23 protein-coding genes and 1 tRNA gene are annotated in these 26,689 nt (G+C 56.3%); 12 read left to right on the forward strand and 12 right to left on the reverse strand.

Features of this window, described 5'->3' with window-relative positions; all coding sequences use genetic code 11:
• Positions 1–254: 254 nt before the first annotated feature.
• The 5 genes from ACVKSX_RS00030 to ompC all read left to right on the forward strand — a co-directional run bounded on the left by ACVKSX_RS00030 (position 255) and on the right by ompC (position 8,914).
• Positions 255–2,198, forward strand: coding sequence for an Ig-like domain-containing protein (locus ACVKSX_RS00030; protein ID WP_354438149.1), 1,944 nt, complete (start codon positions 255–257; stop codon positions 2,196–2,198).
• 304 nt (positions 2,199–2,502) lie between these two features.
• On the forward strand, positions 2,503–3,858 hold the full coding sequence (locus ACVKSX_RS00035; protein WP_010248373.1) for a TolC family outer membrane protein: 1,356 nt from the start codon (positions 2,503–2,505) through the stop codon (positions 3,856–3,858).
• A gap of 16 nt (positions 3,859–3,874) precedes the next feature.
• Positions 3,875–6,028, forward strand: a complete 2,154-nt coding sequence (locus tag ACVKSX_RS00040; protein WP_346554597.1) for a type I secretion system permease/ATPase — start codon at positions 3,875–3,877, stop codon at positions 6,026–6,028.
• Positions 6,025–7,194 (forward strand): HlyD family efflux transporter periplasmic adaptor subunit, encoded by a 1,170-nt coding sequence (locus tag ACVKSX_RS00045; protein WP_010248368.1) that lies wholly within the window; start codon positions 6,025–6,027, stop codon positions 7,192–7,194. The genes ACVKSX_RS00040 and ACVKSX_RS00045 overlap by 4 nt, the downstream gene beginning before the upstream one ends.
• A 601-nt stretch (positions 7,195–7,795) precedes the next feature.
• Entirely contained in the window at positions 7,796–8,914 is a 1,119-nt protein-coding gene (ompC, locus tag ACVKSX_RS00050; protein WP_010248366.1) for a porin OmpC, read from the forward strand.
• A 17-nt stretch (positions 8,915–8,931) separates the two neighbouring features.
• On the opposite strand, the gene ACVKSX_RS00055 is transcribed toward ompC, so the two are convergent.
• The gene (locus ACVKSX_RS00055) at positions 8,932–9,126 is read right to left on the reverse strand and encodes a hypothetical protein (protein WP_022625062.1); all 195 of its coding nucleotides are present in this window, start codon (positions 9,124–9,126) and stop codon (positions 8,932–8,934) included.
• A gap of 149 nt (positions 9,127–9,275) precedes the next feature.
• Positions 9,276–9,386: a hypothetical protein gene (locus ACVKSX_RS00060; RefSeq protein WP_010248361.1), complete on the reverse strand. Its 111-nt coding sequence runs from the start codon at positions 9,384–9,386 to the stop codon at positions 9,276–9,278.
• A gap of 171 nt (positions 9,387–9,557) precedes the next feature.
• Here ACVKSX_RS00060 and apbE point away from each other — a divergent pair, with 171 nt between their 5' ends.
• The 3 genes from apbE (at position 9,558) to ACVKSX_RS00075 (ending at position 12,994) form a co-directional block, all read left to right on the forward strand.
• Positions 9,558–10,604: an FAD:protein FMN transferase ApbE gene (gene apbE, locus ACVKSX_RS00065; protein WP_045140632.1), complete on the forward strand. Its 1,047-nt coding sequence runs from the start codon at positions 9,558–9,560 to the stop codon at positions 10,602–10,604.
• Positions 10,604–11,245, forward strand: a complete 642-nt coding sequence (alkB, locus tag ACVKSX_RS00070) for a DNA oxidative demethylase AlkB (protein ID WP_323170330.1) — start codon at positions 10,604–10,606, stop codon at positions 11,243–11,245. Before apbE ends, alkB begins: the two co-directional genes overlap by 1 nt.
• Before the next feature lie 96 nt (positions 11,246–11,341).
• Positions 11,342–12,994, forward strand: coding sequence for a multidrug ABC transporter permease/ATP-binding protein (locus tag ACVKSX_RS00075; protein WP_010248354.1), 1,653 nt, complete (start codon positions 11,342–11,344; stop codon positions 12,992–12,994).
• Positions 12,995–13,151: 157 nt separating this feature from the next.
• Here the strand turns inward: ACVKSX_RS00075 and ACVKSX_RS00080 are convergent, their stop codons facing one another.
• From ACVKSX_RS00080 to ACVKSX_RS00100, 5 genes are all read right to left on the reverse strand, one after another.
• Positions 13,152–13,880: a 4'-phosphopantetheinyl transferase family protein gene (locus ACVKSX_RS00080; RefSeq protein WP_346554598.1), complete on the reverse strand. Its 729-nt coding sequence runs from the start codon at positions 13,878–13,880 to the stop codon at positions 13,152–13,154.
• A 71-nt stretch (positions 13,881–13,951) separates the two neighbouring features.
• Positions 13,952–14,155: a hypothetical protein gene (locus ACVKSX_RS00085; RefSeq protein ID WP_003854174.1), complete on the reverse strand. Its 204-nt coding sequence runs from the start codon at positions 14,153–14,155 to the stop codon at positions 13,952–13,954.
• Between the two features lie 440 nt (positions 14,156–14,595).
• Positions 14,596–14,672, reverse strand: a tRNA-Pro gene (locus ACVKSX_RS00090).
• Between the two features lie 73 nt (positions 14,673–14,745).
• On the reverse strand, positions 14,746–16,500 hold the full coding sequence (gene yejM / locus ACVKSX_RS00095; protein ID WP_022625056.1) for an LPS biosynthesis-modulating metalloenzyme YejM: 1,755 nt from the start codon (positions 16,498–16,500) through the stop codon (positions 14,746–14,748).
• A 22-nt stretch (positions 16,501–16,522) separates the two neighbouring features.
• The gene (locus ACVKSX_RS00100) at positions 16,523–16,750 is read right to left on the reverse strand and encodes a YejL family protein (protein WP_010248348.1); all 228 of its coding nucleotides are present in this window, start codon (positions 16,748–16,750) and stop codon (positions 16,523–16,525) included.
• Positions 16,751–16,908: 158 nt separating this feature from the next.
• Between ACVKSX_RS00100 and yejK the strand changes: the two genes are divergently transcribed.
• A complete protein-coding gene (yejK, locus tag ACVKSX_RS00105; RefSeq protein WP_010248346.1) occupies positions 16,909–17,913 on the forward strand; it encodes a nucleoid-associated protein YejK in 1,005 nt (334 codons plus the stop codon).
• A gap of 118 nt (positions 17,914–18,031) precedes the next feature.
• On the opposite strand, the gene rplY is transcribed toward yejK, so the two are convergent.
• The gene (gene rplY, locus ACVKSX_RS00110; protein ID WP_003854168.1) at positions 18,032–18,316 is read right to left on the reverse strand and encodes a 50S ribosomal protein L25; all 285 of its coding nucleotides are present in this window, start codon (positions 18,314–18,316) and stop codon (positions 18,032–18,034) included.
• Between the two features lie 176 nt (positions 18,317–18,492).
• Positions 18,493–20,247 carry a DEAD/DEAH box helicase gene (locus tag ACVKSX_RS00115; protein WP_031292692.1) on the reverse strand — a complete coding sequence of 585 codons (1,755 nt, stop codon included), beginning with the start codon at positions 20,245–20,247 and terminating at the stop codon, positions 18,493–18,495.
• Between the two features lie 155 nt (positions 20,248–20,402).
• Here ACVKSX_RS00115 and rsuA point away from each other — a divergent pair, with 155 nt between their 5' ends.
• The 3 genes from rsuA to ACVKSX_RS00130 all read left to right on the forward strand — a co-directional run bounded on the left by rsuA (position 20,403) and on the right by ACVKSX_RS00130 (position 22,983).
• Entirely contained in the window at positions 20,403–21,122 is a 720-nt protein-coding gene (rsuA, locus tag ACVKSX_RS00120) for a 16S rRNA pseudouridine(516) synthase RsuA (RefSeq protein ID WP_010248342.1), read from the forward strand.
• Between the two features lie 49 nt (positions 21,123–21,171).
• Positions 21,172–22,368: a Bcr/CflA family multidrug efflux MFS transporter gene (locus tag ACVKSX_RS00125; protein ID WP_354438152.1), complete on the forward strand. Its 1,197-nt coding sequence runs from the start codon at positions 21,172–21,174 to the stop codon at positions 22,366–22,368.
• Positions 22,369–22,662: 294 nt separating this feature from the next.
• Positions 22,663–22,983 carry a YejG family protein gene (locus ACVKSX_RS00130; protein WP_010248336.1) on the forward strand — a complete coding sequence of 107 codons (321 nt, stop codon included), beginning with the start codon at positions 22,663–22,665 and terminating at the stop codon, positions 22,981–22,983.
• Here the strand turns inward: ACVKSX_RS00130 and yejF are convergent.
• Genes yejF through ACVKSX_RS00145 form a run of 3 tightly spaced genes read right to left on the reverse strand, consistent with a single transcriptional unit; the run spans position 22,970 to position 26,688 of the window.
• Complete coding sequence (yejF, locus tag ACVKSX_RS00135; protein WP_346554601.1) at positions 22,970–24,574, reverse strand: microcin C ABC transporter ATP-binding protein YejF; 1,605 nt, start codon at positions 24,572–24,574, stop codon at positions 22,970–22,972. The genes ACVKSX_RS00130 and yejF overlap by 14 nt on opposite strands.
• Entirely contained in the window at positions 24,575–25,597 is a 1,023-nt protein-coding gene (locus ACVKSX_RS00140; RefSeq protein WP_346553852.1) for an ABC transporter permease, read from the reverse strand. It lies immediately after the preceding gene.
• Positions 25,594–26,688, reverse strand: a complete 1,095-nt coding sequence (locus ACVKSX_RS00145; RefSeq protein WP_010248326.1) for a microcin C ABC transporter permease YejB — start codon at positions 26,686–26,688, stop codon at positions 25,594–25,596. The genes ACVKSX_RS00140 and ACVKSX_RS00145 overlap by 4 nt, the downstream gene beginning before the upstream one ends.
• Position 26,689: the final 1 nt, after the last annotated feature.

Raw genomic sequence — 26,689 nt, forward strand, 5'->3', positions numbered from 1 at the left:
ATCGCCACTATTCATTAGCAGGATGAAAGATTAGGGTAGGCGCAACAAACGGCGTCACGCCGTAAAATCAGCATTCTGACTCTATTTGGCGCTTTTATTAGCGTCCTGTTTATCAATCCTTGTTACCTGCGGGTAACCGGTTCCAACCAGCGGAAACGGGCAGCTTCAGCTGTCCCACTACCATGTCGTCAGACTAAACGATCGGTTTATCCGATAGTTTTTGTCTGCGTTTCTGTTCTGAACTGAGGTTACCTATGTCATCACGCGATACGCTTCGTACTACCCGGCTTGAATCCATTTTTCAGACGGCGGTGAGCGATTTTGCCGTCGCCGATAGCGCTGTGCCCGCCATTGCGCCAGCCGCCACGCAAAGTCTGAGCCTTCCTTTCGCCACGCCGGGCCAGAGCCTGCCGATCACTACGCTCTCCACCGAGTCACTGCATAGCAGCCCGCTCAACGACAGCACACTGGTTGTCAGCGCGGTGAAAAGTTCGCCGCCCGCTATGCTGCGACCCTATGAACCGATCGCCAGTGATGGCGTGATCGCTGGCTGGGAAGCGCAAAAGCCGGTGCATCTGCGCGGTCGTGCTGAAGGTGAAGCGGGCTCCACCGTCACGCTGACCTTCAACGATCAAAGCTGGCACAGCACCGTCAATAAGTGGGGCTACTGGAACGCCTCCATGCCGGCTGATACGCTGAAAGGCGTAGCGGATGGCAATCACACGCTGACGCTGACCATTACCGATAAAGCAGGGCAAAGCACGGCAACCACCGTAGATTTTGGTCTCTATACCGACCGCACGATCAAACCTACCCTGACCGTGGACACGGTCAGTGGTGACAACGCGGTGAGTATTGCTGAGAGCATTTATGGCGTCGAGATTAGCGGCAGCGCAACGCATTTGCCGGTGGGGTCGGTGCTGAAACTGACGCTGGGTACGCAAACCACCACCGCCAGCATGGGAAATGACGGTAAGTGGTATGGCACATTTCATGAAAGCGATATGCAGGCGCTGAAAGACGGGGTCTACAGCCTGAAAGTCACGGCGACTGATCCCAATGGAAAAACCGCCACCGAATATCACGATCTGACGCTAATCACCCATCTGAGTAGCCTGCCAAAAATTACCTTTGATAAGGTCACTGCGGACGATGTGATAAACCTGGCAGAAAGCCAGCAGGATCTGCTACTGAGCGGCACGCTCTCCACCGTCATGCCGGGCCATCGCCTGGTGATCACGGGTGCCAACCAGAAAGATTATGCCGCCACCATAGGCGATGATGGACACTGGCAGGTGGTGATCCCGGCAGCGGATGTGCACGCCTTTATCAACGTTGGGGAAATCCGCGCCTGGTCGATCGACGGGGCCAAAAACTACATCGACGTCACGCATGAGCTGAATATCCACACCGGTTTTATTCCGATCTACACCGAAATGGATATCGGCGGTGACATGACGCTTAACTATCAGGAGGCGCAGCACGATCTGAGCTTCTACGTTGAAGGCGCCAACACCCTGGAGATCAACGGTAAAACCTACCAGCCCGATGCCAAAGGTATGGTAACACTGACCTCCAGCGAGCTGCTGGCGCTGCCGGATGGCCCGGTCGCCGCCACCTTTCACCGCTGGGATGAATATGGCAACAGCGACACCCAGACCAGCGATAAACTGTTTACCGTAGCCGTGCACCAGCGGCCGACGCTGACCCTGGACACGGCTTTTGGTGATAACAAAATTGATGCTGCCGATGTCAACAGCTGGCATCTGATTCAGGGCAGCTCCAGTCATCTGCAACCGGGCAGCCTGGTGGAATTAACGCTGGGCGATCAGCACTACAGCGCCAGTGTAAAAGCCGATGGCGGCTGGGCGCTGACCATTCTGGCCGGGCAGCTGGCACCGCTGGACGATGGTGAGTACCAGATGACAGTCAGCGGTAAAGACAGCGCCGGTAATCTGGCCAGTGCCAGCCAGACGGTGCAGGTGGCATCACATACCGAAAGTGCCAACCCGCTGGAGGGTCAGACGGTGGACCAGTTGCTGGAGACGGTCAGCCTGACCCAGCAGGCGGAGACGGCGCACGTGGCGCAGGCATCTTCTGCCGCCGCCGCACCGCAGGAAAGTCAACTGTTCTCCGATATTCCTTATACGCTCGCCGACCACCTGCTGCAGCATCCTGCGGCACACCCCCTGGTCTGACGCTGACACATTAGTAAACGCACTGCCTTCCGGACAGGTCTGTTAAGCCTGTCTGGATTGGCGCGAGCTCGCTCAGTGGTTGCTTTTCGTTCGTTCAGCAGAAATATTAACGATTTCATCTGTTTTTAGCAGGAATAAGCGCGGGATCTGATCTAATAATGTTAAAGGTCGTTTAGCGTCTCGCTTGCGAACCATAAATAAAATAACGCAGTAAATCTGTCAGACGCTGAGTAGCACCCCTTTTTGCTCGCTTTGTTCACCAGGAAAAACACCATGATGATAAGACCCCCTGTTGGTATGGATAATGAACAAAGCGCGATTAACTTTTTTGTTGTGCGCCCTGAGTGGCGTTGCAGTGCACGCGGCCTTTGCCGCACCGTTACCTAAAGCCGAATTTAACTGGCGCGCCGCGCCCACCGAAGAGCAGATTGCCAGCTTAACGCTGCGCGACGCCATTCTTCGGGCCTTCGCCCGCAATCCGAAAATCTCGGAAGCGGCGGCACAGATCCACATCGGTGAGGGGGATCTTGATGCCGCCCGCAGCGCCTGGTATCCGCAGATCTCACTGCAGGGCGCGGCGGGACGCTCTCATCAGACCGACTCCGCCGGGAGCCTGAACAATAACGGCTCCGGTGGCATCACGCTCAGCCAGCTGCTCTACGACTTTGGCCGCACCGGCAGCGCCATTGATGAGCAGCACGCGCTGTCGGATGCTTATCGTTACAGCCTGTTCGACTCAATGACCACCGTGGCGGAAGATACGCTGCAGGCCTACCTCGAAGTCAAACGTTACCAGGCGCTGGCAGAAACGGCGCATACCAATATTGCCTCGCTGAAGCGCGTGCGGGATATCGCGAAGCTGCGCGCCGATGCCGGCCTCAATTCCCAGTCCGACGTGCTGCAGGCGGAAACCCGCATCGCCGCGATGCAGGCTACGCTGGAGCAATATCGTGCCCAGCACCGTTCCGCCACCGCACAACTGACCGTGCTGACCGGCGTGGTCCCCGCTACGCTGCCTGAACTGCCACAGGCGCTGCTTAAGCAGCAGATCACCCTCGACAAAATCGCCTATGAAAGCAGCGCGGCGGTGCGCAGTGCGCAGTCGAAGCAGGAAGCCGCTCGTGAACGGGTGCGCCAGGCAGAGTCCGGTCACTGGCCGACGATTAAAGTGCAGGCGGGCCGGACCCGCTATGAAAACGATCGTCAATCTTACTGGGATGATGAAGTGCAGCTGCAGGTGGAAGCGCCGCTTTATCAGGGCGGCCTGGTGAATGCGAAAACCCAGTCAGCGGAGGGCGATCGTGAAGCGGCGCAGGCCGCTATTCAGCAGGCTAAGCTCGCCATCAATCAAAACGCCTCTACCGCCTATGCCGACATGATTGGCGCGCAGCAGCGGCAGGCTGCCGGGGAAGTGCAGCTGGCCAGCGCCGACCATACCCGTAATGTCTACGCCGATGAATATCGCCTGAGTAAGCGCAGCCTGAACGATCTGCTTAGCGTGGAACAGGATGTGTTTCAGGCTGACAGCTCACGTATCACCGCGCTTTACGATGGCTGGGACGCCACCGTGCGTTATGCCGCCGCGGTAGACAATCTGCTCGATATCATGGGTATCGATCGCCAGCAAAGCAGCGGCGATCTCCTTCCTTCGCTGCAATAGCGATAAGGCATTAATAATGAGTACATCAACCCTGAATACCGATAACTGGATTACCGCCATGCTGCGCGTAGCCGCGCGATTCGGTAAACCTGCCGATGGCAAAACCCTGCGTCAGCAGATGCGCTGGTTTGAACATCTGCCGGTGTCACAGCAGCTGGAACGACTCTCCGGCCTGCTGGGACTGCATCTGACCATGGTGCCGCAGAACAAACTGCGCTGGCGTCAGGAGATCACCCCGGTGGTGCTGGTGCTGGAGAATGCCAGCGTGGCGGTGCTGGAGAGCATCGATTCAGACAACAGCGCGCGCTACTGGCTCAGTGAAGGTGGCGATGTGGTGCGTGAAAGCGCGTTATCAGAACTGCTGGCACGCGCCCAGGGCGATGTCGGCGTGATTGGCGTAGCGGCGCGTGGCCGTGATGCGCGCATCGACGAATTCGTTCAGCCTTATGAACCACACTGGTTCTGGAAAAATTTTCGCGGTATGGGCCGCCGTATCACGGAAATTTCGCTGGCCTCGGTGATCAGTAATGTGCTGGCACTGGCCGGTATTCTCTTTTCGATGCAGGTCTACGATCGGGTCATCCCGGCCCAGTCGCAGTCCACGCTGTGGGTACTGTTTGTCGGCGTGCTGATCGCTGCGGCCATTGAGTATCTGATCCGGCTGATGCGGACCCAGGTGTCAGACTTAATGGGCAAACGCATCGACCTGAAAGTCTCGGCCATGCTGTTTGCCCGGGCGATGAGCATACGTAATGAGGCGCGTCCGAAATCGACCGGTTCGTTTATCTCGCAGCTGCGTGAGATCGACCAGGTGCGTGAGCTGCTCACCTCGACCACGGTAGGCGCAGCGGCCGATCTGCCGTTTGTTATCCTGTTCCTGTTTATTATGTCGTTTGTTGGCGGCTGGCTGGTGCTGATTCCGCTGGCGGCGATCCCGCTGATCGTCATTCCCGGTCTGCTGGTGCAGATCCCGATGGCGCGGCTGGCCAAAGAGGGGCTGCGCGAGGGCGCGCTGCGCAATGCGGTGCTGGTAGAGACCATTGAAGGGATTGAGGATATCAAGGCGCTGCAGGCGGAACCCTATTTTCAGCGTCAGTGGGAGCAGACGCACGAAGTCAGCGCCTCAATCAGTAACCAGCAGCGGTTGTGGGGCGCGCGTCTCACCGGCTGGGCCTCGACTGTGCAGCAGCTCACCTATGCGGGCATGCTGGTGTTTGGTGTCTATCTGGTACTCGATTCGCAAATCACTACCGGTACGCTGGTTGCCTGCAGCCTGCTCTCATCACGCACCATCGCCCCGCTGATGCAGCTGACCATGGTCTTCTCGCGCTGGCAGCACGCCAAAATGGCGATGAAAGGGCTGGACGAGTTGCTGAAAAAGCCGCTTGATCAGCCTGAAGCGACGACGCTGGCACACTGCCCGACGCTCACCGGCCAGTACGATCTGCGCAATGTGCACTACAGCTATGACGAAGAGAATGAAAAGAATGTACTCAACGTTCAGCAGCTGCAGATTAAGCCAGGCGAGAAGATTGCCATTCTGGGCAAAGTCGGAGCAGGGAAATCGACGCTGCTGAAGATCCTCGCCGGTCAGGCGCTGGCTACCCAGGGCAAAGTGATTGTCGATGGCGTCGATATTGAGCGTATCGATCCCACCGATTTACGTCGTCAGCTTGGCTGGCTGTCGCACGACTCTCGTCTCTTTTTTGGCACGCTGCGGCAGAATCTGATGCTGGGCAATCCCCATGCCAGCGAACAGGAGATGCTGCAGGCGCTGCGCATCAGCGGCGCGCTGTCGCTGGTCCAGCAGGATGCCGCCAGCCTGGACCGCATTATCAATGAAGGCGGGCGAGGGCTTTCGGGCGGCCAGCGTCAGATGGTGATGCTGAGCCGGTTGATTCTGCGTCAGCCGCAGGTGGTATTGCTGGATGAACCCACCGCGGCGATGGATGAACAGCTGGAGGAGCATGTGATCCGTCAGCTACAGGGCTGGATTAGCGGCCGGACGCTGGTGCTGGTGACGCACCGTCCGGCGCTGCTGAAGATGGTCGATCGTATAGTGGTGATGGATAACGGCCGGATTGTGGCCGATGGCCCGCGCGACGAGATCCTGCGCCGCGCGACGACACCCGCGCCGGCACCGTCGCCAGGTAAAGGAGACACCGCATGAGTCTGGTTATTGTTGATAAAGATCTTGCTCGTCATGAGCGCCGGACATCGGCGATTATCTGGCTCTGCACCGCCGCGCTGGCGATTTTTCTCATCTGGGCGCACTTTGCCATTCTGGATGAGGTCACGGTCGGCACCGGTAAAGTCACCCCTTCCAGCCGCGCGCAGGTGATCGACAGCCTGGATGGCGGCATCGTCAAACAGCTTAACGTGCATGAGGGCGACATTGTCGAAAAAGGGCAGGTGCTGGCGACCCTCGATCCGACACGCTTCCAGTCGAACTTCGGCGAGGCGCAGGCCAAAGTGCGCACCCTGCGCGCCTCGTCCGAGCGGCTGGAGGCGGAGCTGTCGGGCACGCCGCTGACATTCAGCGCCGAAACGCTGAAGGAGCCGAACCTGGTGACGCGTGAACGGCAGCTCTACGAGTCGCGACGCCGTAATCTCACCGAAACCATCAGTAATCTGCAGCAGTCGCTGCGACTGGTGCAGGATGAACTGCGCCTGACGGAACCGCTGGTTGCCAAAGGCGCAGCAGGGCAGGTCGAGGTGATTCGACTGCGTCGTCAGGTCAGCGATCTGCGCGGCAAAATCGATGAGGCGCGCAATGACTATCTGGTGCGCGCCCACGAAGAGCAGGTGAAAAATAATGCCGAACTGGATGCGCAATTGCAGGTTGCTGCAGGCAAAGAGGATCAGCTGACGCGTGCCACGCTCTATTCACCGGTGCGCGGCATTGTTAAAGATATTCAGGTCACCACGGTCGGTGGGGTACTGGAGCCTGGCGGTAAACTGATGGAAATCGTCCCGCTGGAGGATCAACTGCTGATTGAGACGCGCATCAATCCCCGCGATATCGCTTATATCCGGCCCGGTCTGGCGGCTACCGTCAAAGTGACCGCCTATGACTCCTCTATCTATGGCGATCTGCACGGCGAAGTTGAAACGGTGTCGCCAGATACCCTGCAGGATGAGGTAAAACGTGATCAATATTACTATCGTGTTTATGTTCGTACCCAGAAAGCCGAGCTGACTAACCGTGCCGGACGAAAATTCCCGATCGTGCCCGGTATGGTGGCCAATGTAGAGATTAAAACCGGTCAGAAATCGGTTATGGATTATCTGATTAAGCCCCTGAATAAAGTTAAAGAATCGATGCGCGAGCGCTGAAAATCCGCACCAGCTAAAATATCCGCCTGCTTAATTACGGTGATAAATTAACATGGCGGATATTTGGGCAGTCAGGGCGCAAAGCGTGCGTATTTTAACAATATGTGCGGAAACAGGCCGTAGTTAATTTAACCCGGTTAAGAAAGTTTACGAAGATATAACGGAACGGTAAATAGCAGGCAAAAAAATGCCGGACAACTTGTCCGGCGGGAAATAATAAGTTGTACATCTCATTCGGGGAGAATGAAGGTAATAATGGAATAAATGATGATAGCGGGGTCTATTCTATTACCAGATGCCGTATAAGTTTTATCATTCAGTGCTTCGGAATACTCTGATGTAACCTGTTGATAACATAGCTCTCTGAATCGGTTTATCGATTTGTGCGCCATTTTTTATCGATCCGTGCTGGTTATTAGTTCCCCGTTATTTACATTATGAAATAACTGTTTCGACGTATGAAACACTTTTGGAAATTTAGTAGCATTTTCCTGGTGGATTATTGCCCGTTATAAAACAACAATGGCCTGCCGGCTGAATTTTTAATCATTCAGTTAGCAGTGGCAAATAATAAAGGCACATAATAACAGAGGGTAATAAAATGAAACGTCGCGTTCTCTCCCTGATGATCCCTGCGTTGCTGGTTGCAGCAGGATCAGCAAACGCAGCTGAAATCTATAACAAAGACGGCAACAAATTAGATCTCTTTGGTAAAGTTGACGGTCTGCACTACTTCTCTGATAACGATGGTTCTGATGGCGATCAGTCTTACGTTCGCTTCGGCTTCAAAGGCGAAACCGAAATCAGCAATGAGCTGACCGGTTACGGCCAGTGGGAATACCAGGCGGCGCTGAACAACGCCGAGTCTGAAGGTACGGCTGACAGCTACACCCGTGTTGGTTTTGCCGGTGTGAAATTTGGTGATGCAGGTTCGTTCGACTACGGTCGTAACTACGGCGTAGCTTACGACATCGGCGCATGGACCGACGTGCTGCCAGAGTTCGGCGGCGACACCTACGGCGCAGATAACTTTATGTATCAGCGCGGTAACGGCATGGCGACCTACCGTAACAATAACTTCTTCGGTCTGGTGGATGGCTGGAACTTTGCAGTCCAGTATCAGGGCAAGAATGGCAACAGCACCGAGTCTCCGAATGGCCGTGACGTACTGGGTCAGAACGGCGACGGCTGGGGTCTGAGCACAACTTATGATCTGGGTTCAGGTTTCGGCATTGGTGCGGCTGCTTTCCAGTCTGACCGTACCAACGACCAGAACAGCGCAACATCAGGCATCCTCGGGAGTGGCGATAAAGCGGAAGTCTATACTGGCGGTCTGAAATATGACGCGAACAACGTCTATCTGGCGGCTATGTACTCACGCTCGTACAATGCGACCCGCTTCGGCGACAGCACCAATGACTCTTCAGCTTATGGCTATGCGGATAAAGCGGACAACTGGGAACTGGTTGCGCAGTATCAGTTCGACTTTGGCCTGCGTCCATCCCTGGCGTACGTCACCTCACGCGGCACCGATGTTCAGAACTGGGGTAAACAGAATCTGAAAAAATATATCGACGTTGGCGCGACCTACTACTTCAACAAAAACATGTCCACCTATGTTGATTACCAGATCAACCTGCTGGACGACAACGCTTTCACCGACGCAGCCGGTATCAATACCGACGACGTGGTGGCACTGGGTCTGGTTTACCAGTTCTGAGTTGTACGGGAGCGCAGTTACCGCTGCGCTCCTGCGTTACCTTTCGGGCTGAGCGCTTCAGCCTTTCGCCACTTGGTGGCTTCCGGCGCGGTTGTCACTGACGACACCACGCTGCCGAATCGCGCGCCTTCAAATGCCACGCCTGCCAGGGTGAAGGCTGAAAAGCTCAGCCAGTGATGCCATGCTGACTGCCACTTCTGTGAATTTTTCATTCTGCACCTCTCAGAGATAAACACTGTTTCAACAGTGCAGAATTCATGCCAGCTTTACCGCTCTCACAGCCACAGACCTCGCGCGCACTTTGGTACACTTGCCGCGCGCGTCAGGGCGATCTTGCCCCAATCAGGTGCAGTGAAGCCTGTTATTGGCGCGGGCGTGAGGGTGTCATGTGACGATGACGACGCTGATGCAAGACTTTATAGCTACTGAAGATAAACAGCCCCAGGGCAATGACGAGAATCAGATAGATCATCTGCCGCTCCTTACTTTGGTTAACGTTAGTCGCCTGATGAAAGGCGCATACAGGGTAGATGACCGGTGAATACTGATAGGTTTCAGAGAAATATTCAACTCTCTTTAAGCGTCTTTACCCGAAGTTTATGCTTTGTAGCAGAGCTGAATAAAGTGTTACAAGTGAGGAAAGATGCGTTCTCAGATTAATCTGCTGTTTATAGCGATGTTAGCGTTGATGTTAACGGCCTGTGATAAGCCAGCGACCACATCCGCGCTGGTGCTGGAAGGAAAAACCATGGGAACCGTCTGGCGGGTAAGCATGGCCGGTGTGGCGAGTGAGCGCAGAGCGGAACTGCAACAGCGGATTCAGCAGCAGCTGGATGCGGACGATGCGGAACTCTCTACCTGGAAGCCAGACTCCGCCTTATCGCGCTTTAACCAAAGCCGTGACCTGTCACCGCAGCCGGTGAGTGAAAACATGGCAGATATTGTCACGACCTCACTGCGGATTGGCCGTAAAACCGGCGGGGCGATGGATATTACCATCGGGCCACTGGTCAACTTATGGGGCTTTGGCCCGACGAAGCAGCCCGGCCATACGCCGGATGCGGCACAAATCGCCGCCGCCCGGGCGCAGACCGGATTGCAGCATCTGCGGGTGGTGCAGGGCGCAGACGGACAGTGGCTGCAGAAAGATCTGCCAGGTCTCTATGTCGATCTCTCGACGGTGGGCGAGGGCTTCGCCACCGATCATCTGGCGCGACTGATGGAGCAGCTCGGCATCAATAACTATCTGGTGTCTGTGGGTGGCGCCGTGCTGAGCCGTGGCCTTAATGCGCAGCAGCAGCCGTGGCGGGTGGCGATTCAGAAACCGACCGATCGTGAGAATGCGGTTCAGGCGCGCGTTAATCTGCAGGGACACGGCATCAGTACCTCCGGCAGCTATCGTAACTATTATGAACTGGACGGCAAACGCATTTCTCATGTGATCGATCCCGTTACCGGACGGCCAATTGAGCATAAACTGGTTTCCGCCACGGTGATCGCCACCACGGCGCTGGAAGCCGATGGCTGGGATACCGGACTGATGGTACTTGGCACAGAAAAAGCCCAGGCGCTGGCGATTGAACAGCATCTGGCGGTCTATCTGATCAGCAAGCAGGGCGATAAATTTGTCAGCTGGATGTCGCCGCAGTTCGCTGCTTTCCTGATCCCCGCTGAATCCGGAGAACCCTGATGTTAGATCTGTTTAGTGAAGAGCAACCCTGGCAGGAGACGCTGGCTGAGGGCGCGGTGATCCTGCGGCGTCGCGCACGTGAGGATGCAGAGGCGCTTTATCAGCAAATAATGGCAATTGCGGAGCAGAATCCGTTTGCCCATCGCATTACGCCCGGTGGCCATCGCATGTCGGTGGCGATGACCAACTGTGGCGATTTCGGCTGGTCGGTGGATTCACGCGGCTACCAGTATCAGCAGCAGGACAACCTGAACGGGCGTAAATGGCCGGCTATGCCGCCGCTGTTTCGTACTCTGGCGCAGCAGGCGGCGACTGAGGCGGGATTTTTTGGCTTTAATCCGGATGCCTGCCTGCTTAATCGCTATGAGCCGGGCGCGAAGCTGACGCTGCATCAGGATAAAGATGAGAAAGATCTGCGTCAGCCTATCGTTTCGGTGTCGCTGGGTTTACCGGCGGTCTTTCAGTTTGGCGGCTTCGAGCGGGGCGACAGTACCCAGCGTGTGCTGCTGGAACATGGCGACATTGTGGTGTGGGGCGGGCCGTCGCGCCTGCGTTACCACGGCATCCTGCCACTTAAGCCAGGCGTTCATCCGCTGGTGGGTGCCTGGCGTTATAACCTGACGTTTCGACGCGCTTTCTGACCCACCACGCCGGTTACGGCGTGGTACGAATAACTATTGCTATCATTTTGCATCCCATTACACTGCAGGCTGTTTTTTGACTGCTGGATTGCCTGCATGACGTTGCTAAGCGTTGTTTTTCGCCAGTTCCGCTGGCCTTTTATCGGGGTGATTGCGCTCACGTTGTTAAGCGCCGTGCTGGGTATCGGCATGATCGCCTTTATCAATCGCGAAATGATTGTCGCCATCAACACCTCATTCGCGGTACTGCCGCAGTTTCTGTTGCAGCTGGTGGTGCTGATGGCGGTGACGCTGGCCTCGCAACTGGCGCTGACCATGCTTGGCCATCAGTTTGTCTGGCGACTGCGCGGCGAATTTATCAAGCGTATCCTCGATACCCGCATTGAACGCATCGAGCAACTCGGTAGTGCGCAGCTGCTGGCGGGCCTGACCAGCGACGTGCGGGCCATTACTCTGGCCTTTGTGCGTCTGCCGGAGCTCTTTCAGGGCGTGATTATTACGCTTGGCTCGGCGATCTATCTTGCGTGGCTGTCGCCTAAAATGCTGCTGGTAACCAGTGTCTGGCTGGGTGTCACGCTGGTTGGCGGCTGGCTGCTGGTCTCGCGGGTTTACCAGCACATGGCAAAGCTGCGGGAAATCGAAGATAACCTCTATCGCGATTATCAGACGGTGATTGAAGGGCGCAAAGAGCTACAGCTTAACCGCTCACGCGCTCAGCAGGTCTACGACACGGTTTATCAGGAAGATGCCCGCGCCTGGCGACACCACATTGTCCGCGCCGATACTTACCATCTCAGTGCGGTCAACTGGTCAAATATCATGACGTTAGGCGCTATCGGTATGGTCTTTTTTATGGCCAACAGCCTGGGCTGGGCCAATACCGCCGTCGCCGCTACCTTTTCCCTGACGCTGCTGTTTTTACGCACGCCGCTGCTCTCCGCGGTGGGCGCGTTACCGACGTTGCTCAGTGCCCAGGTCGCATTCCGTAAGCTCAATGCCTTTGACCTCGCTCCTTATCAGTCAGGATTCCACTCCGCCTCCACGTCCTCAGACTGGCAAACGCTGGAGTTGCGCGACGTCTCTTTTCACTATGGTGATAACGGCTTCCAGGTCGGGCCGGTTAACCTGACGCTGCGCCGGGGCGAACTGGTCTTTCTGATTGGCGGCAACGGCAGCGGGAAATCGACGCTGGCGATGCTGCTGACCGGTCTTTATCAGCCTCAGTCCGGCACGCTGCTGCTGGATGGCAAGCCGATAACGGCGGATGAGCTTGATGTGTGGCGCAGTCAGTTCTCGGCGGTCTTTACCGACTTACACCTGTTTGACCGGTTAATGGGACGGGAAGGGGTTGCAGCCAACCCGGCGCTGGTTCAGCTCTGGCTGGAGAGACTGAAGATGCAGGATAAGCTGAAGATTGAAGGCAACAAAGTGCTGAATCTGCAGCTTTCTAAAGGACAGAGTAAGCGACTGGCACTGCTGCTGGCGGTGGCAGAAGAGCGCGATGTGCTGCTACTGGATGAGTGGGCGGCGGATCAGGACCCTCACTTCCGACGTATCTTTTATCGCGAGCTGCTGCCGTGGCTACAGCAGGCGGGTAAAACGGTGTTTGCCATCAGCCATGACGATCACTACTTCATTCATGCCGATCGGCTGCTGGAGATGCGTGAAGGCAAGTTGACGGAGCTGACCGGTAATGAGCGCGATCTTGCCACGCTCGACTCGGTAAAACGCACCGACACCGGGCTTTAACGGCAGCTGGCAAAGCTTAGCAAAAAAGCGTAGTGGCGTGTTTCGCCTGAACCAGGCTACGTTAGCGATCAGCAGAAACCCCGGTTTCTGCCATTCTGAACCTTTTCTTTCGTCTGTGTTACCCCCGGCTAAACCGCAAAGTTTTAACGCGTATTGTTTAGCCGGTTTTTTTAAGCCGATGAGTGATTAGCGTGATTACCTGAGTATCCCGCCACACAAAGCTCGCCTCCAGTAACGTCCCCATCGCAAAACACCCGCTAAAGTCCTGAGTCAGCCGCAACGTCGCCCGCTGCTGCGCGAAATCTACCGACACCAGTTCCGCATCCGGAAACTCCATCGGCTGAAGCAGTTGCGGCCAGATGGCTTTGTAAACGCTCTCTTTGAGGGAGAAGAGCAGGGTAGCGGCAGCGCAGAAAGAGACGGGCAGCGTCCGCAACAGGTGCTGTTCCTGCTCGTTCATCAGCAACTCAGCCGTTTCATGCGCCGTCGTCTCCGACATAAACTGCTCGACATCCACCCCAACAGCGCAGGGCTGACGGGTTGCCGCTACCACAACGATGCCTGCACTGTGCGACAGTGACGCCTGAATGCCAGCGGGCCAGCAGGGGGATCGATCAGCTGCATTGGTCAGAATGAAATCAGCAATACCCAGTTCTGCCATCACTGACCGGACCAGCAGACGGCTGGCGAGGTATTCAGCACGCCGTTTACTGACAGCCTGCTGCAGTCGGGCGGGCAGCGGAATATCCCATTCGACAGCCAGCCCGTCATGATACTTTTGCGGATCGAAGTGACTCACCGCCAGCAAAGGATCGCTGCGGTTAAGGTGCCGGGAAAGGATAAAGCCGCCTGCAACAGGCGGCAGCGGCAGGTCGGGATAGCGCATGCGGGACCATCATCAAAACCAAAAAGGCATTAAATCAGGCGCGATGGATCAGGGCAAGCAGCCCGCCGGAATCAGTCGTTGGGAGGAATGGCAAAACTCTTCAGAGAAACAACGAAATGGTGGTGACCCCTGCTGATGCGTGCACCTCGGTCGCACCAGTGGCTTGCCAGACGAAAGAAATCGTCGCTGCCAATGTCATACGCCAGTTCCACTTTGCTAATGCCTGAATGCAGCAACGCTTCTGCATCTTTCAGGCTTTTCGCTTTGATCGCCATAAAAATTATCCGTCAATTTCTGGAGATTTCAGGGTAGGCATTTTCTGTGACATTTTTGTTTCAGTTTGATGAATAAGCGCAGCCGGTAGCCGATTTTGTGAAGCAGATCAGATTATAATGCAACTGTTAACCTGCTGATTGTAAGAGGAATGTTAACTGCCACACGGGACTATTCTGAATGTTAAACGGAGAGATAAGCTGAGATAGAAAGGCCGCGTCAGACGCGGCCCCGTGGGTTACTTCTGGTCTGGCGGGGAAGGTTGCTTATCGCCTGACTCGGGTGCTTCTGTTGGATCGTCTTTTTCAATATATGTCATGAACTCTCCTCTTGTTACCCACACGCAGTTAAGTATAGAACGAATTGTGGAGGGTGCGAGGTAAGTTAAGGTTTGATGACAGAAACGAAAAAAGCAGCCTTTAGGGCTGCTTTTCAGGGAATTTGGTCGGCACGAGAGGATTTGAACCTCCGACCCCGGACACCCCATGACCGTGCGCTACCAGGCTGCGCTACGTGCCGAACACTGGAGGATTAGTCTACTGGTTATCACCAATAATGCAAGATACCTGCCGGCTATTTGCCTGATTATTAATCAGTTAGCGATAAACCGCTTCTCTTCAGTTAATACCTGCAACAGCAGCGCCAGTTCTGGCTTGTGATCTTTCAGGGCGTTGCCCTGCGCATCATAAGCGCGATAGCTGCCGTTATTGTTGAGTACCAGCGTCACCTGCGGCGTGGTAATCACCAGCTTATTCTCTTCGCTGCTGACGACCCAGTCATGGCGACGGCGCGCAGCAAACAGATCTTCACCCTGAGAGTAGTTCACCGGATTGGTCCGCACATGCAGCAGTCGCTGCATGAGCGTCGACATCACATCCTGATGATCAGAAAGGCGATCAACGGTCTGTGCGGGCGTATCTGGCCAGTGAATCACTAATGGCACCTGCAGCGTCTGGCGGTTTCCAGCGCTGTCAGGATTGCCATCCAGTGCCAATCCACGCTGCGCCGTAATCACCACCACCGTGTTCTTCAGTAAATCACGCGCCTGCAGGCTGCTGAGCACCGCGTGGATCTGCTCATCAACGGCAGGAGCCTGGCGCAGATAGCTGCGCTGACGCGCTTTTGCACTGTCGCCGGTGACGTCCGGGCCGTTCAGGGCAATCCATGAGAACCACGGCGCCTGTGAACCGTTCTGTTTCTCCAGCCAGTTCTGCCATTGCGCCACAGTACTGGCGTTGGGCTGGCTGGTCGTTGCAGGCAGTGAATAATCAGTCAGCAACGCCTGCCGGTAGAGCGGCGGATTAAAGCCTTCCGAGGAGAAGAGGCCAAACTGGTAACCCTGGGTGCTAAGCGCGCCCAGCAGCGCCGACGGCGTTCGGGATGCCAGAATACCGTTCATGTAGCTGGATGAGATCCCATAGAACAGGCCAAACAACCCTTTCTCTGGCGTATCACCCGCGCTGTAGTGCTGGGTAAAACGCACGTTCTCGCTGGCGAACTGATTAAGCTCCGGCAGCGCTTTGGCCAGCGTGGCGTTGTTCAGACCATCGACCGTCAGCACCAGCAGGTTGTTGCGTGTGCCGGCATCACGGAAAGTAATCTCGCTCAGCGGATATTCCACCGCCACTGCTTCCGGGTCGCCCTGCTGAATCAGCCGACGCTGATACTCCTGCGCATCCAGCAGACCATGACGCTCAAGGAAGCGGCGGGCGGTCATCGGGTAGGAGAGCGGCAGGTTGGCACGCTGCATCGTAATCGGACGATAGAAATTCGCATCGGCCCAGATATACATCAGGTGGCTGGCAAAGAAGGCGCTGATAAACAGGGCGGCGACAGGCTTACCAAACGAACGGCGATTCAGGCTGCGAAGCTTCTGCCAGCTCCAGGTCGCAAACAGCATCTCAACCAGGAAAATCAGCGGCACGCTGATAAACATCAGCTGCCAGTCGCGCGCCATCTCGCTCTGATCAGGGTTAATGACCAGCTCCCACACCACCGGATTCAGGTGCAGGTGGAAGCGGCTGAACACCGCACTGTCGACCATCACCAGCGTCAGCCCGGCGGTAGCGACCACCGCGGACAACACCCGCATCAGCCGTTGCGACATCACCACAAAAGTCAGCGGGAAGATAATCAGCAGATAGGCGGCAAAAACAACAAAACTGAAGTGGCCAACCCAGCTGGTATAGGCGTAGATGCGCCCCGCCAGCGAAGAAGGCCAGTCGGCGACCAACAGGTAGCGACTGCCTAAAATCAGCGCGAATAAGATGTTAAACAGAGCAAACCAGTGACCCCAACTGATCATCTGGGAAACTTTTTCGCGGTAGCGCTGCCGGTTGGTTACCATATTATGAAGTCAAATCAGCCAATTAATGGGCGTTATCGTCACGCACAGACGCCTGAAGGGCATCGGCGAAAGATCGTGCCAGTGAACGACGTTGCGCCGGAGCGACATCGCTGTTAATTAAGTTGGTCACCATATTTCCCAGAACCATCAGGGAGAGATCGGTGGGGGCCTTGTCCTTGTGCAGGATTTGGGCCATTTCCGCGAGGAGTTGTTCCACGCGTTCGTCACTGTAACGGGATGATTGTGCCATATCGTCGTCTAAGCTCATTTCAAAAGGCGATATATTACCGGAACAGCGCACTTTTTACCGCAATTTTATCGAAAGCAGCGCGTTCGCTATACGCATGGAGTTGAAAGCCGATGCTGGCGGTGTTTGAATACGCGCCTGTGCTAAAAGGAGAGTCTACCATGAGTCTGGATATCGACCAGATTGCCCTGCATCAGTTAATCAAACGCGATGAAAACCAGCTTGAACTGGCGCTGCGCGATTCGCTGCTGCCTGCCACCAACACGGTCAACGCGATGGTGGAGGAGTTACACCGGGTTTATAGCGCAAAAAGCAAAGCCTATGGCCTGTTCAATGCAGAGAGTGAACTGGCAGAAGCGCTGCGTAATTGTCGTAAGGGCAACGATGATTTTCTCGCTTTTAGCCGTGCCGCGACCGGTCGTCTGCGCGATGAGCTTGCAAAATACCCCTTCGCTGAAGGCGGCGTGGTGCTGTTTATTCACTACCGCTATCTGGCGGTGGAATACCTGCTGATTGCGGTGCTGAACAGCCAGTCCAGCATGCGCGTCAACGAGCAGATGGATATCAGCAGCACCCACTATCTTGACATCAATCATGCCGACATCGTGGCACGCATCGATTTAACCGAGTGGGAAACTAACCCGGAATCGACCCGTTACCTGACTTTCCTGCGTGGCCGGGTCGGACGTAAAGTGGCTGACTTCTTTATGGACTTCCTGGGTGCCGAAGTGGGATTAGACACCAAGGCGCAGAACCGCGGTCTGTTGCAGGCGGTAGATGACTACTGCAACGAATCGGAACTGGATAAGCAGGAGCGGCAGAACTATCGCCAGCAGGTCTACAGCTACTGCAACGAGCAGCTGCAGGCGGGCGAGGAGATTGCGCTGGAAGAGTTGTCGAGCGAACTGCCACCACTGGGTGAAAAAACGTTCCAGGCCTTTACCCAGGAGCAGGGGTATGAACTGGAAGAGAGTTTCCCGGCGGATCGCAGTACTCTGCGCCAGCTGACGAAGTTTGCCGGAAGCGGCGGGGGACTGACCCTGAACTTCGATGCGATGTTGCTGGGCGAACGCATTTTCTGGGATCCGGCAACGGACACCCTGACGATTAAGGGCACACCACCCAATCTGCGCGATCAGCTGCAGCGCCGTACCAGCAGCAAATAAAAAAGCCGGGCTTAGCCCGGCTTTCATTCCCTGCACGCGGCGATCATTTCACCGGGCAGCGCCAAAAGAAAAGGGCCGGTTTCGCAACCGGCCCTTCTGCTTTCAACGAAGTTCGCGATTAAGCGCGAACGAAGTCGATGTGGAACAGTTTTGGCTTGAACGGGTGACGCTGAACAGCCTGAACTTTCACTTTAGTTTCTTTACCGTCAACTGACAGGGTCAGCACTTCGTCGTAGAAACCTGGCTTAGATTGCAGGTTCATTACGGAGTCGTGATCCAGGTCGATGGCAACAGCCGCTTCAGAACCACCGTAGATGATGGCCGGGAAACGGTTTGCTGTACGCAGGCGGCGGCTCGCACCCTTACCCTGCTCTTTACGTTCTACTGCATTGATAGTGAGCATTAATATATCTCTTTATTTAATTCCTGCTACAGGCGACCCAGTAACAGGCTGGTTATTCAATACCGCTGATGCACATGCAAAAGCGGGCGGCAGTATAGCCGTTATGCTGGATGGTAGCAAACGATATACCCGCCAGCCGGGCTCGGCATCCGGTTAGCCGGACCCGATAGCGCTCATTAGCGCAGCTCATTGGCACGGCGATAGCGACCCTGATAATCGAACATTTTTTCGCGGATCTGCCAGAACTGACCTTTGGCCCGCGCCACCACAAAGTCGGGATGACGCAGCAGCGGCTGCAGCGCCAGCACGTCAGCGGCGCTTTGCCAGCCCAGCGGCACGCCGGGCGCGCGCTGATGCGGGCGCATAAAGAGCTGTTCAAACGCTTTGCGCTGGGCCGGTGTCTGCAGACGAAACCGTTCGCTGACGCTGGTGCCTTCCTCGTCATAATAGGTCGCCTTGAGCCATTCACCTTTGGCATCACGGCCCTGTTCCAGCGTCATGCCGCCACAGCGCAGCACCAGCGCATCTTTAAGCTTCAGCGCCGCTTTGAGCATATCGTCAGGATCGACCAATATTTTGTCGCACTGGTGACAGCGCCGGGCGGCAATATCATTCTCTGCGCCACAGTCGGGGCAGCTTTTAAAGCGGAAGCGGAAGTCACACTGTTCGCGCTCGCCCTCATCATCTTCCAGCACGCCCTGACAGCGTCGGCCAAAATGTTCGATAACCATGCCATCTTCGGTCGCCTTGCCCCAGAAGGTGTTGGCGAAACCGCAGGCGGGACAAAAAACCTGTACCGGCTGATTGTCGCTGGCCCCCTTGGGCGCGCCGACCTCGGGCGTAAAAAGATCGTGCGGATTACCGGCATAATCGAGAATCAGACAGTCGGTTTTACCGGGCGAGAGCCGCAGGCCGCGTCCGACGATTTGCTGATAGAGGCTGACCGACTCGGTCGGGCGCAGAATCGCAATCAGATCAACGTGCGGAGCATCAAACCCGGTAGTCAGCACCGCCACGTTAACCAGGAATTTCAGCTGCTGCGCCTTAAAGGCCAGAATCAGAGCATCGCGCTCTCTGGCAGGCGTTTCGGCTGATACCAGCGCGCTGTTAGCGGGCAGCAGCCGCAAAATTTCATGCGCATGCTCAACCGTTGAGGCAAAAATCATCACCCCCAGCCGATCTTCAGCGAACTCCACGATCTGACGGATAATATGGGGCGTCACGCGCTGCTGCTGTTTCAGTTCACGATTAAGATCGGCTTCGCTGAACAAGCCGCTGCTTTGTGCCGTCAGGCGGCTGAAGTCATACTGCACCACCGGCATATCCAGTCGCTCCGGCGGCACCAGAAACTGATGTTTAATCATGTAGCGCAGCGGCAGTTCATAGATACAGTCGCGAAACAGCGATTTTTCATCGCCACGCACCATGCCGTGATAGTGGAACTGATAAATCCAGCCTTTACCCAGCCGGAAAGGCGTGGCCGTCAGGCCCAGTAAACGCAGTTGCGGATTATGCTGACGCAGATGATTGAAGATTTGCTGATACTGACTCTCTTTATCATCACCGATACGGTGGCACTCATCGACAATCACCAGTGAAAAGGCGCTGTCGAACTGGTCGAGGTTACGCGCCACTGACTGCACGCTGCCAAACACCACTTTGCGCTGACTCTCTTTACGCTGAAGTCCGGCGGCAAAGATATCCGCCTCCAGCCCGTAAGCCTGATATTTACTGTGGTTCTGCGCTACCAGCTCTTTGACGTGCGCCAGCACCAGCACCCGGCCACGCGCCAGCCGTGCCAGCTCGGCAATGACCAGGCTCTTTCCGGCACCGGTCGGCAGCACAATGACTGCAGGCTGATGATGACGACGGAAATGCGCCACGGTGGCATTCACCGCATCCTGTTGATAGGGGCGTAAGGTAAAAGACATGATGCTCACTTTTGCAAAACTGGGGGTAATTATGCCATGAAAGTGCGGTAAACGCGCTGTCAGGCTGGCGCGGATCACGTTATACTTCCCGCACATTTTCAACGGTTAACCAGGCCGTTTCAGATTCCCTCCGCAGTAACAGGCAAAACGAATTCATGCGACTCGACAAATTCATCTCTCAGCAACTGGAAATCAGCCGCGCCATCGCCCATCGCGAGATCCGTGGCCAGCGTGTCACCGTTAACGGGGAAATCGTACGCGATACCGCGTTTAAACTGCTGCCCGACCACGAAGTCGTCTATGACGGCAACGTACTGCAGATGCAGACTGGTCCACGCTACTTTATGCTGAACAAACCGCAGGGTTACGTCTGCTCAACCGACGATCCCGATCATCCCACCATCATCTATTTCATTGAAGAACCGATGTCATTCAAACTGCACGCGGCGGGGCGTCTTGATATCGACACCACCGGACTGGTGCTGCTGACAGATGATGGCCAGTGGTCACACCGTATTACCTCGCCACGTCATCACTGCGAGAAAACCTACCGTGTGACCCTGGAATCACCGGTCAGTGACGATACCGCCGCGCAGTTTACGGCGGGCGTGCAGCTGCACAATGAGAAGAGCCTGACTAAACCGGCTCAGCTGGAGGTGATCACCCCGACAGACGTCCGGCTGACACTGAGCGAAGGCCGTTATCATCAGGTAAAACGGATGTTTGCGGCAGTAGGCAATCGGGTCCTTGAGCTGCATCGCGAGCGCATCGGTGACATCGTACTGGACGCCGATCTGGAACCGGGCGAATATCGTGCGCTGACAGAAGAAGAGATCGCCAGCATCGGTCTGCCGAAAGAGCTGCAGACAAAATAACCGGACGGGCCCGGCGGCCCGCATTACGACCATAAGGGCAGGAGAGGGTGTGCGTAAGGAAAAGAATTCGCCAACAGGACTGGTGGTCATCCTCGGTCTGTTAGCCATGCTGATGCCGTTGTCGATCGACATGTATCTGCCCGCCATGCCGCAGATTGCACGTGAGTTCGGCGTTTCAGCCGGTAGCGTGCAGATGTCGCTCAACCTCTACATTCTTGGCTTCGCGATTGGGCAGCTGATCTATGGGCCGCTGGCAGACAGCTTTGGGCGTAAGCCGGTGATTGCGCTCGGCACCCTGATCTTTGCCTGCGCCGCCGCGGCCTGTGCGCTGTCGCAAACCATCGATCAGCTGATTACGATGCGCTTTCTGCATGGGCTGTCGGCTGCCGCAGCCAGTGTGGTGATCAATGCGTTAATGCGTGACAGTTACTCGAAAGAGGACTTCTCCCGCATGATGTCCTTTGTGATGCTGATTACCACCATTGCGCCGCTGCTGGCGCCGATCATCGGCGGCTGGCTGCTGGTGCTCTGGAGCTGGCACGCCATCTTCTGGGCGCTCGCGGGCGCGGCGTTAGTGACGACCGTGCTGGTGACCACGCAGATCCGTGAAACCCTGAAGCCGGAGCAGCGACAGCGGTTTCATCTGCGTACTACGCTGGGCAATTTCGTAACGCTGTTTCGCCACAAGCGCGCGTTCAGTTACATGCTGTCGAGCGGTTTCTCCTTTGCCGGGCTGTTTACCTTTCTCAATGCCGGTCCCTTTGTTTACATCGAACTGAACCACGTTTCACCGCAAAACTTTGGCTACTACTTTGGCCTCAATGTGGTGTTTCTGTTTGTCCTGACGCTGATTAACAGCCGCGCCGTGCGCCGCTTTGGCCCGGTGGCGATGTTCCGGATGGGACTGCTGATACAGTTCTGTATGGGGATCTGGCTGCTGCAGGTCAGCGCCTTCAGCCTCGGCTTTTTGCCGCTGGTGATGGGGATCGCGATGTTTATCGGTTGCGTGTCGATGGTCTCATCGAATGCGATGGCGGTGATTCTGGATGAGTTTCCGCATATGGCGGGTACGGCATCGTCCCTGGCGGGCACCCTGCGTTTTGGCGTCGGGGCATTTGTCGGCGCGCTGCTGTCGCTGGTGAGTTTCAACAGCGCCTGGCCAATGGTCGGCACGATTGCACTGTGCGCGACAATCTCTCTGCTGCTCTTTTTCTACGCTTCACGTCCCCGCACTGCGTCCCGGTAATCGGGCGCAGTGGTTTCCCTCTGCAATGACCTGCCGACTTGCACGCCTCCTGACTTTGTTTCGATATTGTGAAAATATTTAGTTAAAAAAGTAATCACAATGCAGCTAAAATGATTGTTAACGGCGTGTGAACGCGGTACATATAGGCTGAAGTGCGATGTGAGTCGCAAAAAATGCGCTTCTGCAATCCACACGGACGGGCCATTAAACCCTGTCCGGACTCAGCGGTTATCAGGCCGCTTCCTGCTGGGCTGCTTTCTGTTGCGACATAAACTCATCCGGGGAGAGTAAACTATGCTGCAACTTTCGATTGTGCATCGTCTGCCACAGCATTTTCGCTGGGCCAGCGATCACCACAGTGCTATCGAATCCGATGACACCACGCTGGACGAGCAGGATTTCGTTGCGCTGCGATTGATCAGCCATGACGGCATTCCGGCGTGGGAGATCCTTCAGCAGCTAAAAGAGGTTCTGGCGGATATTCAGGTCGATTGTAAAGTGGCCGAGTGCGAAGGACAGCCCTGCCTGTTCATTCAGCGTCGTGACGAAAGCGCCACCAACTGCTGCCTGAAAAATCAGGGCGTAGCGATTGCCGAAACCTTTATCGCAGGTTGAGTTGTGCCGACTGCAGCAGCTCGCGGGTATACCCGGCCGCGGGTGAAGCAAACAACCTTTCACACTCTCCCTGTTCCACCACTTCTCCCTGACGCAGCACAATAAGCTGATGGCACAGGGCGCGCACCACATCCAGATCGTGACTGATAAACAGATAGCTGAGCTGCCGCTGCTGCTGTAAGCGGCGTAACAGCGTCAGAATCTGCTTCTGCACCGTGCGATCCAGCGATGAGGTCGGTTCATCCAGCACCAGCAACTCCGGTTCCAGAATCAGTGCACGCGCAATGGCAATACGCTGTCGCTGACCGCCCGAAAATTCGGCCGGATAACGGTGGCGACTTTCCGCTTCAAGCCCCACCTCCGCCATCACCGCGATGACCCGCTGCTCCTGTTGCGAACGGCTAAGTTCGGGCTGATGCACCGCCAGGCCTTCCGCAATGATCTGCTGCACTGTCATACGCGGATTCAGTGAAGAGTTGGGATCCTGGAACACCACCTGAATGCGCTGACGCAGCGGCAATAACTGACGACGTGACAGTTGATGCAGCGGCTGGCCGTCAAACCAGACTTCGCCGCGTGAGGCAATCAGCCGCAGCAGTGCCAGCCCGGTAGTGCTTTTACCTGATCCGGACTCGCCCACCAGCCCCAGACTTTCGCCGCGTCGCAGGCTAAAGCTCAGGCCGGAGAGCACCTGTTTCTCACCACTCTGCCGGCGGAACAGCCCGCGCCGCAGCGGAAAACTGACCTGAAGATTATCGACCCGAAGAATGACCGGCGCGTCTGCGGGCAGCGGCAGCGCTTTTCCTTCCGGTTCGGCGGCCAGCAACTGCTGGCTGTAAGGGTGTTGCGGCTGATTCAGAAGGACCTGGCAGCGGTTCTGTTCGACGATGTGACCATTGCGCATCACGCTGACGTTATCCGCCAGCTGACGCACGATATTCAGATTATGGGTGATAAACAGCATGCCCATATTCAGCTCTCGCTGCAGTTCACGAAGCAGCGTCAGGATCTGCGCCTGCACCGTCACATCCAGCGCGGTGGTTGGCTCATCGGCAATCAGCAGCTGAGGCTCGGTCAGCAGCGCCATGGCGATCATCACCCGCTGACGTTCCCCACCCGAAAGCTGGTGGGGGAAATCATTGAGCCGGGTGGCGGGCTGTCGTATTCCGACCCGATCAAGCACGCTGATAATTTCACCGCGTGCCGCCGGACGACGCAGGCCGCGATGCAGCGACAGCACTTCATACAGCTGCTTCTCCACGGTGTGCAGCGGATTAAGCGATACCATCGGCTCCTGAAAAATCATCGCGATCTGGTTGCCGCGAATCCCGCGCAGGCGCTGCTCACGTGCGCGCAGCAGATCTTCACCGTTAAACAGGATCTCCCCGCTGGGATAAACCACCGCAGCCTCATGCAGCAGTCGCATCACCGACAGTGCCGTGACGCTCTTACCGGAACCCGACTCGCCCACCAGCGCCAGCGTTTCGCCCGCGTCGATGCGCAGTGAAACGTCATTCACCACCTGGCGAAGCGTCTCGCCCTGACGAAAGGCGACCGAGAGATGATTGATGGCAAGCAATGGCGTGTTCATTCAGGCTCCTTTGCCCGGATCAAAAGCGTCGCGTACCGCTTCGCCAATAAAAATCAGCAGCGAAAGCAGGATCGCCAGGGTGAAAAAGCCCGCCAGGCCTAACCAGGGTGCCTGCAGGTTATTTTTACCCTGCAGCAGTAACTCGCCCAGCGAGGGCGAACCCAGCGGCAGGCCAAAGCCGAGAAAGTCGAGTGAGGTCAGCGTGGTAATCGATCCGCACAGAATAAACGGCAGAAAGGTCAGGGTGGCGACCATGGCGTTTGGCAGCATGTGGCGCAGCATAATCCGGCTGTCGCTGACCCCCAGCGCCTGCGCCGCACGGATGTAATCAAAGTTTCGGGTACGCAGAAACTCGGCCCGGACCACGCTGACCAGGCTCATCCAGCCAAAAGCCACGGTGACCAGCAGCAGCCACCAGAAACCCGGCTGGATCACGCTGGAGAGGAGAATCAGCAGAAACAGCGCAGGCATGCCGGACCAGACTTCAATCAGCCGCTGTCCAATCAGGTCAATCCTGCCGCCGAAATAGCCCTGCACCGCGCCGACCACAATCCCGATGACGCTGGAGAAGAGCGTCAGCATCAGTCCGAACAGCAGAGAAATGCGCGTGCCATAGAGCAGGCGTGCCATCACGTCGCCGCCGTTAGCATCCGTGCCAAGCCAGTTCTGCGCAGAGGGCGGAGAGGGGAAGGGCACCTCGGTGGCAAAGTTGATAGTGCTGTCGCTGAAACGAATCGGTGCCCATATGGCCCAGCCATTCTGCTCAATGCGCTGCCGCAGCCAGGGATCCTGATAATCCGCCGCTGTCGCCAGTGCGCCGCCATAGTCGGTTTCGCTGTAGTCAAACAGCAGCGGCACTGTCCAGCGCTGCTGGTAATGCACCAGCAGTGGCTTGTCATTGGCAATCAGTTCGGCACCCATCGACAGCAGAAAGATGATCAGAAAGATCCACAGCGACCAGTAGCCGCGTCGGTTATGGCGAAAGCGCTGCCAGCGCTGTTGGTTGAGCGGAGAGAGCGTCATGAGCGGCTCCCGAAATCGATGCGCGGATCGACCAGCGTATAGGTGAGATCACTGAGAATATTCATCAGCAAACCTATCAGCGTAAAAATATAGAGCGTGCCAAACATCACCGGATAGTCGCGTTGCAGAGTCGCATCATAGCCGAGCAGCCCGAGTCCGTTGAGCGAGAACATGACCTCGATCAGCACTGAACTGGTAAAGAACATGCTGATGAAGGTGGCGGGGAAGCTGGCGATCACCAGCAGCATCGCATTGCGAAACACATGGTGATAGAGAATACGGCGCTCCGGCACCCCTTTGGCGCGCGCAGTCACCACATAGAGCTTGCGGATCTCATCCAGAAACGCGTTTTTCGTCAGCATGGTCAGCGTGGCGAAGCCACCGATCACCGTCGCCAGCACCGGCAGGGCGATATGCCAGAAGTAGTCCAGCACTTTGCCATACCAGGGCAGTGTGTCGTGCTGCGCAGAGGTGAGGCCGCGCAGCGGAAACCAGTCCAGATAGCTGCCACCCGCAAACAGCACGATTAACATGATGCCAAACAGAAAAGCCGGGATGGAGTAGCCAATGATAATAAAAGCGCTGCTCCAGACATCGAAAGCGCTGCCATTGCGCACCGCTTTGCGGATGCCCAGCGGGATCGACACCAGGTAGATGATCAGTGTGCTCCATAATCCCAGACTGATCGAAACCGGCAGGCTCTCTTTGATCAGCCCGATCACCGAGGCACTGCGAAACAGGCTGTCGCCAAAATCCAGACGCAGATAATTCCACAGCATCTCGCCGTAACGCTGCCAGAGAGGTTTATCGAAACCGTAACGCTGTTTAATCTCAGCAATCACTTCGGGATCCAGCCCGCGTGCGCCCCGGTACTGATTATCGGCAGGATTGAGATGACTGACGCTGGCGCGTGAACCGGCGCTGTCTGCACCACTGCCGGGCAGACCGGTTGTCTGACCAAACTGAATGTTAGCCAGCGCCTGATCGACCGGTCCCCCGGGCGCGATTTGCACGATAAAAAAATTAAGCGTGATGATCGCCCATAACGTCGGGATGATCAGCAGCAATCTGCGCAGAAAGTAAGCGGCCAAC

The sequence above is a fragment of the Pantoea sp. PvP021 genome, assembly GCF_054056055.1.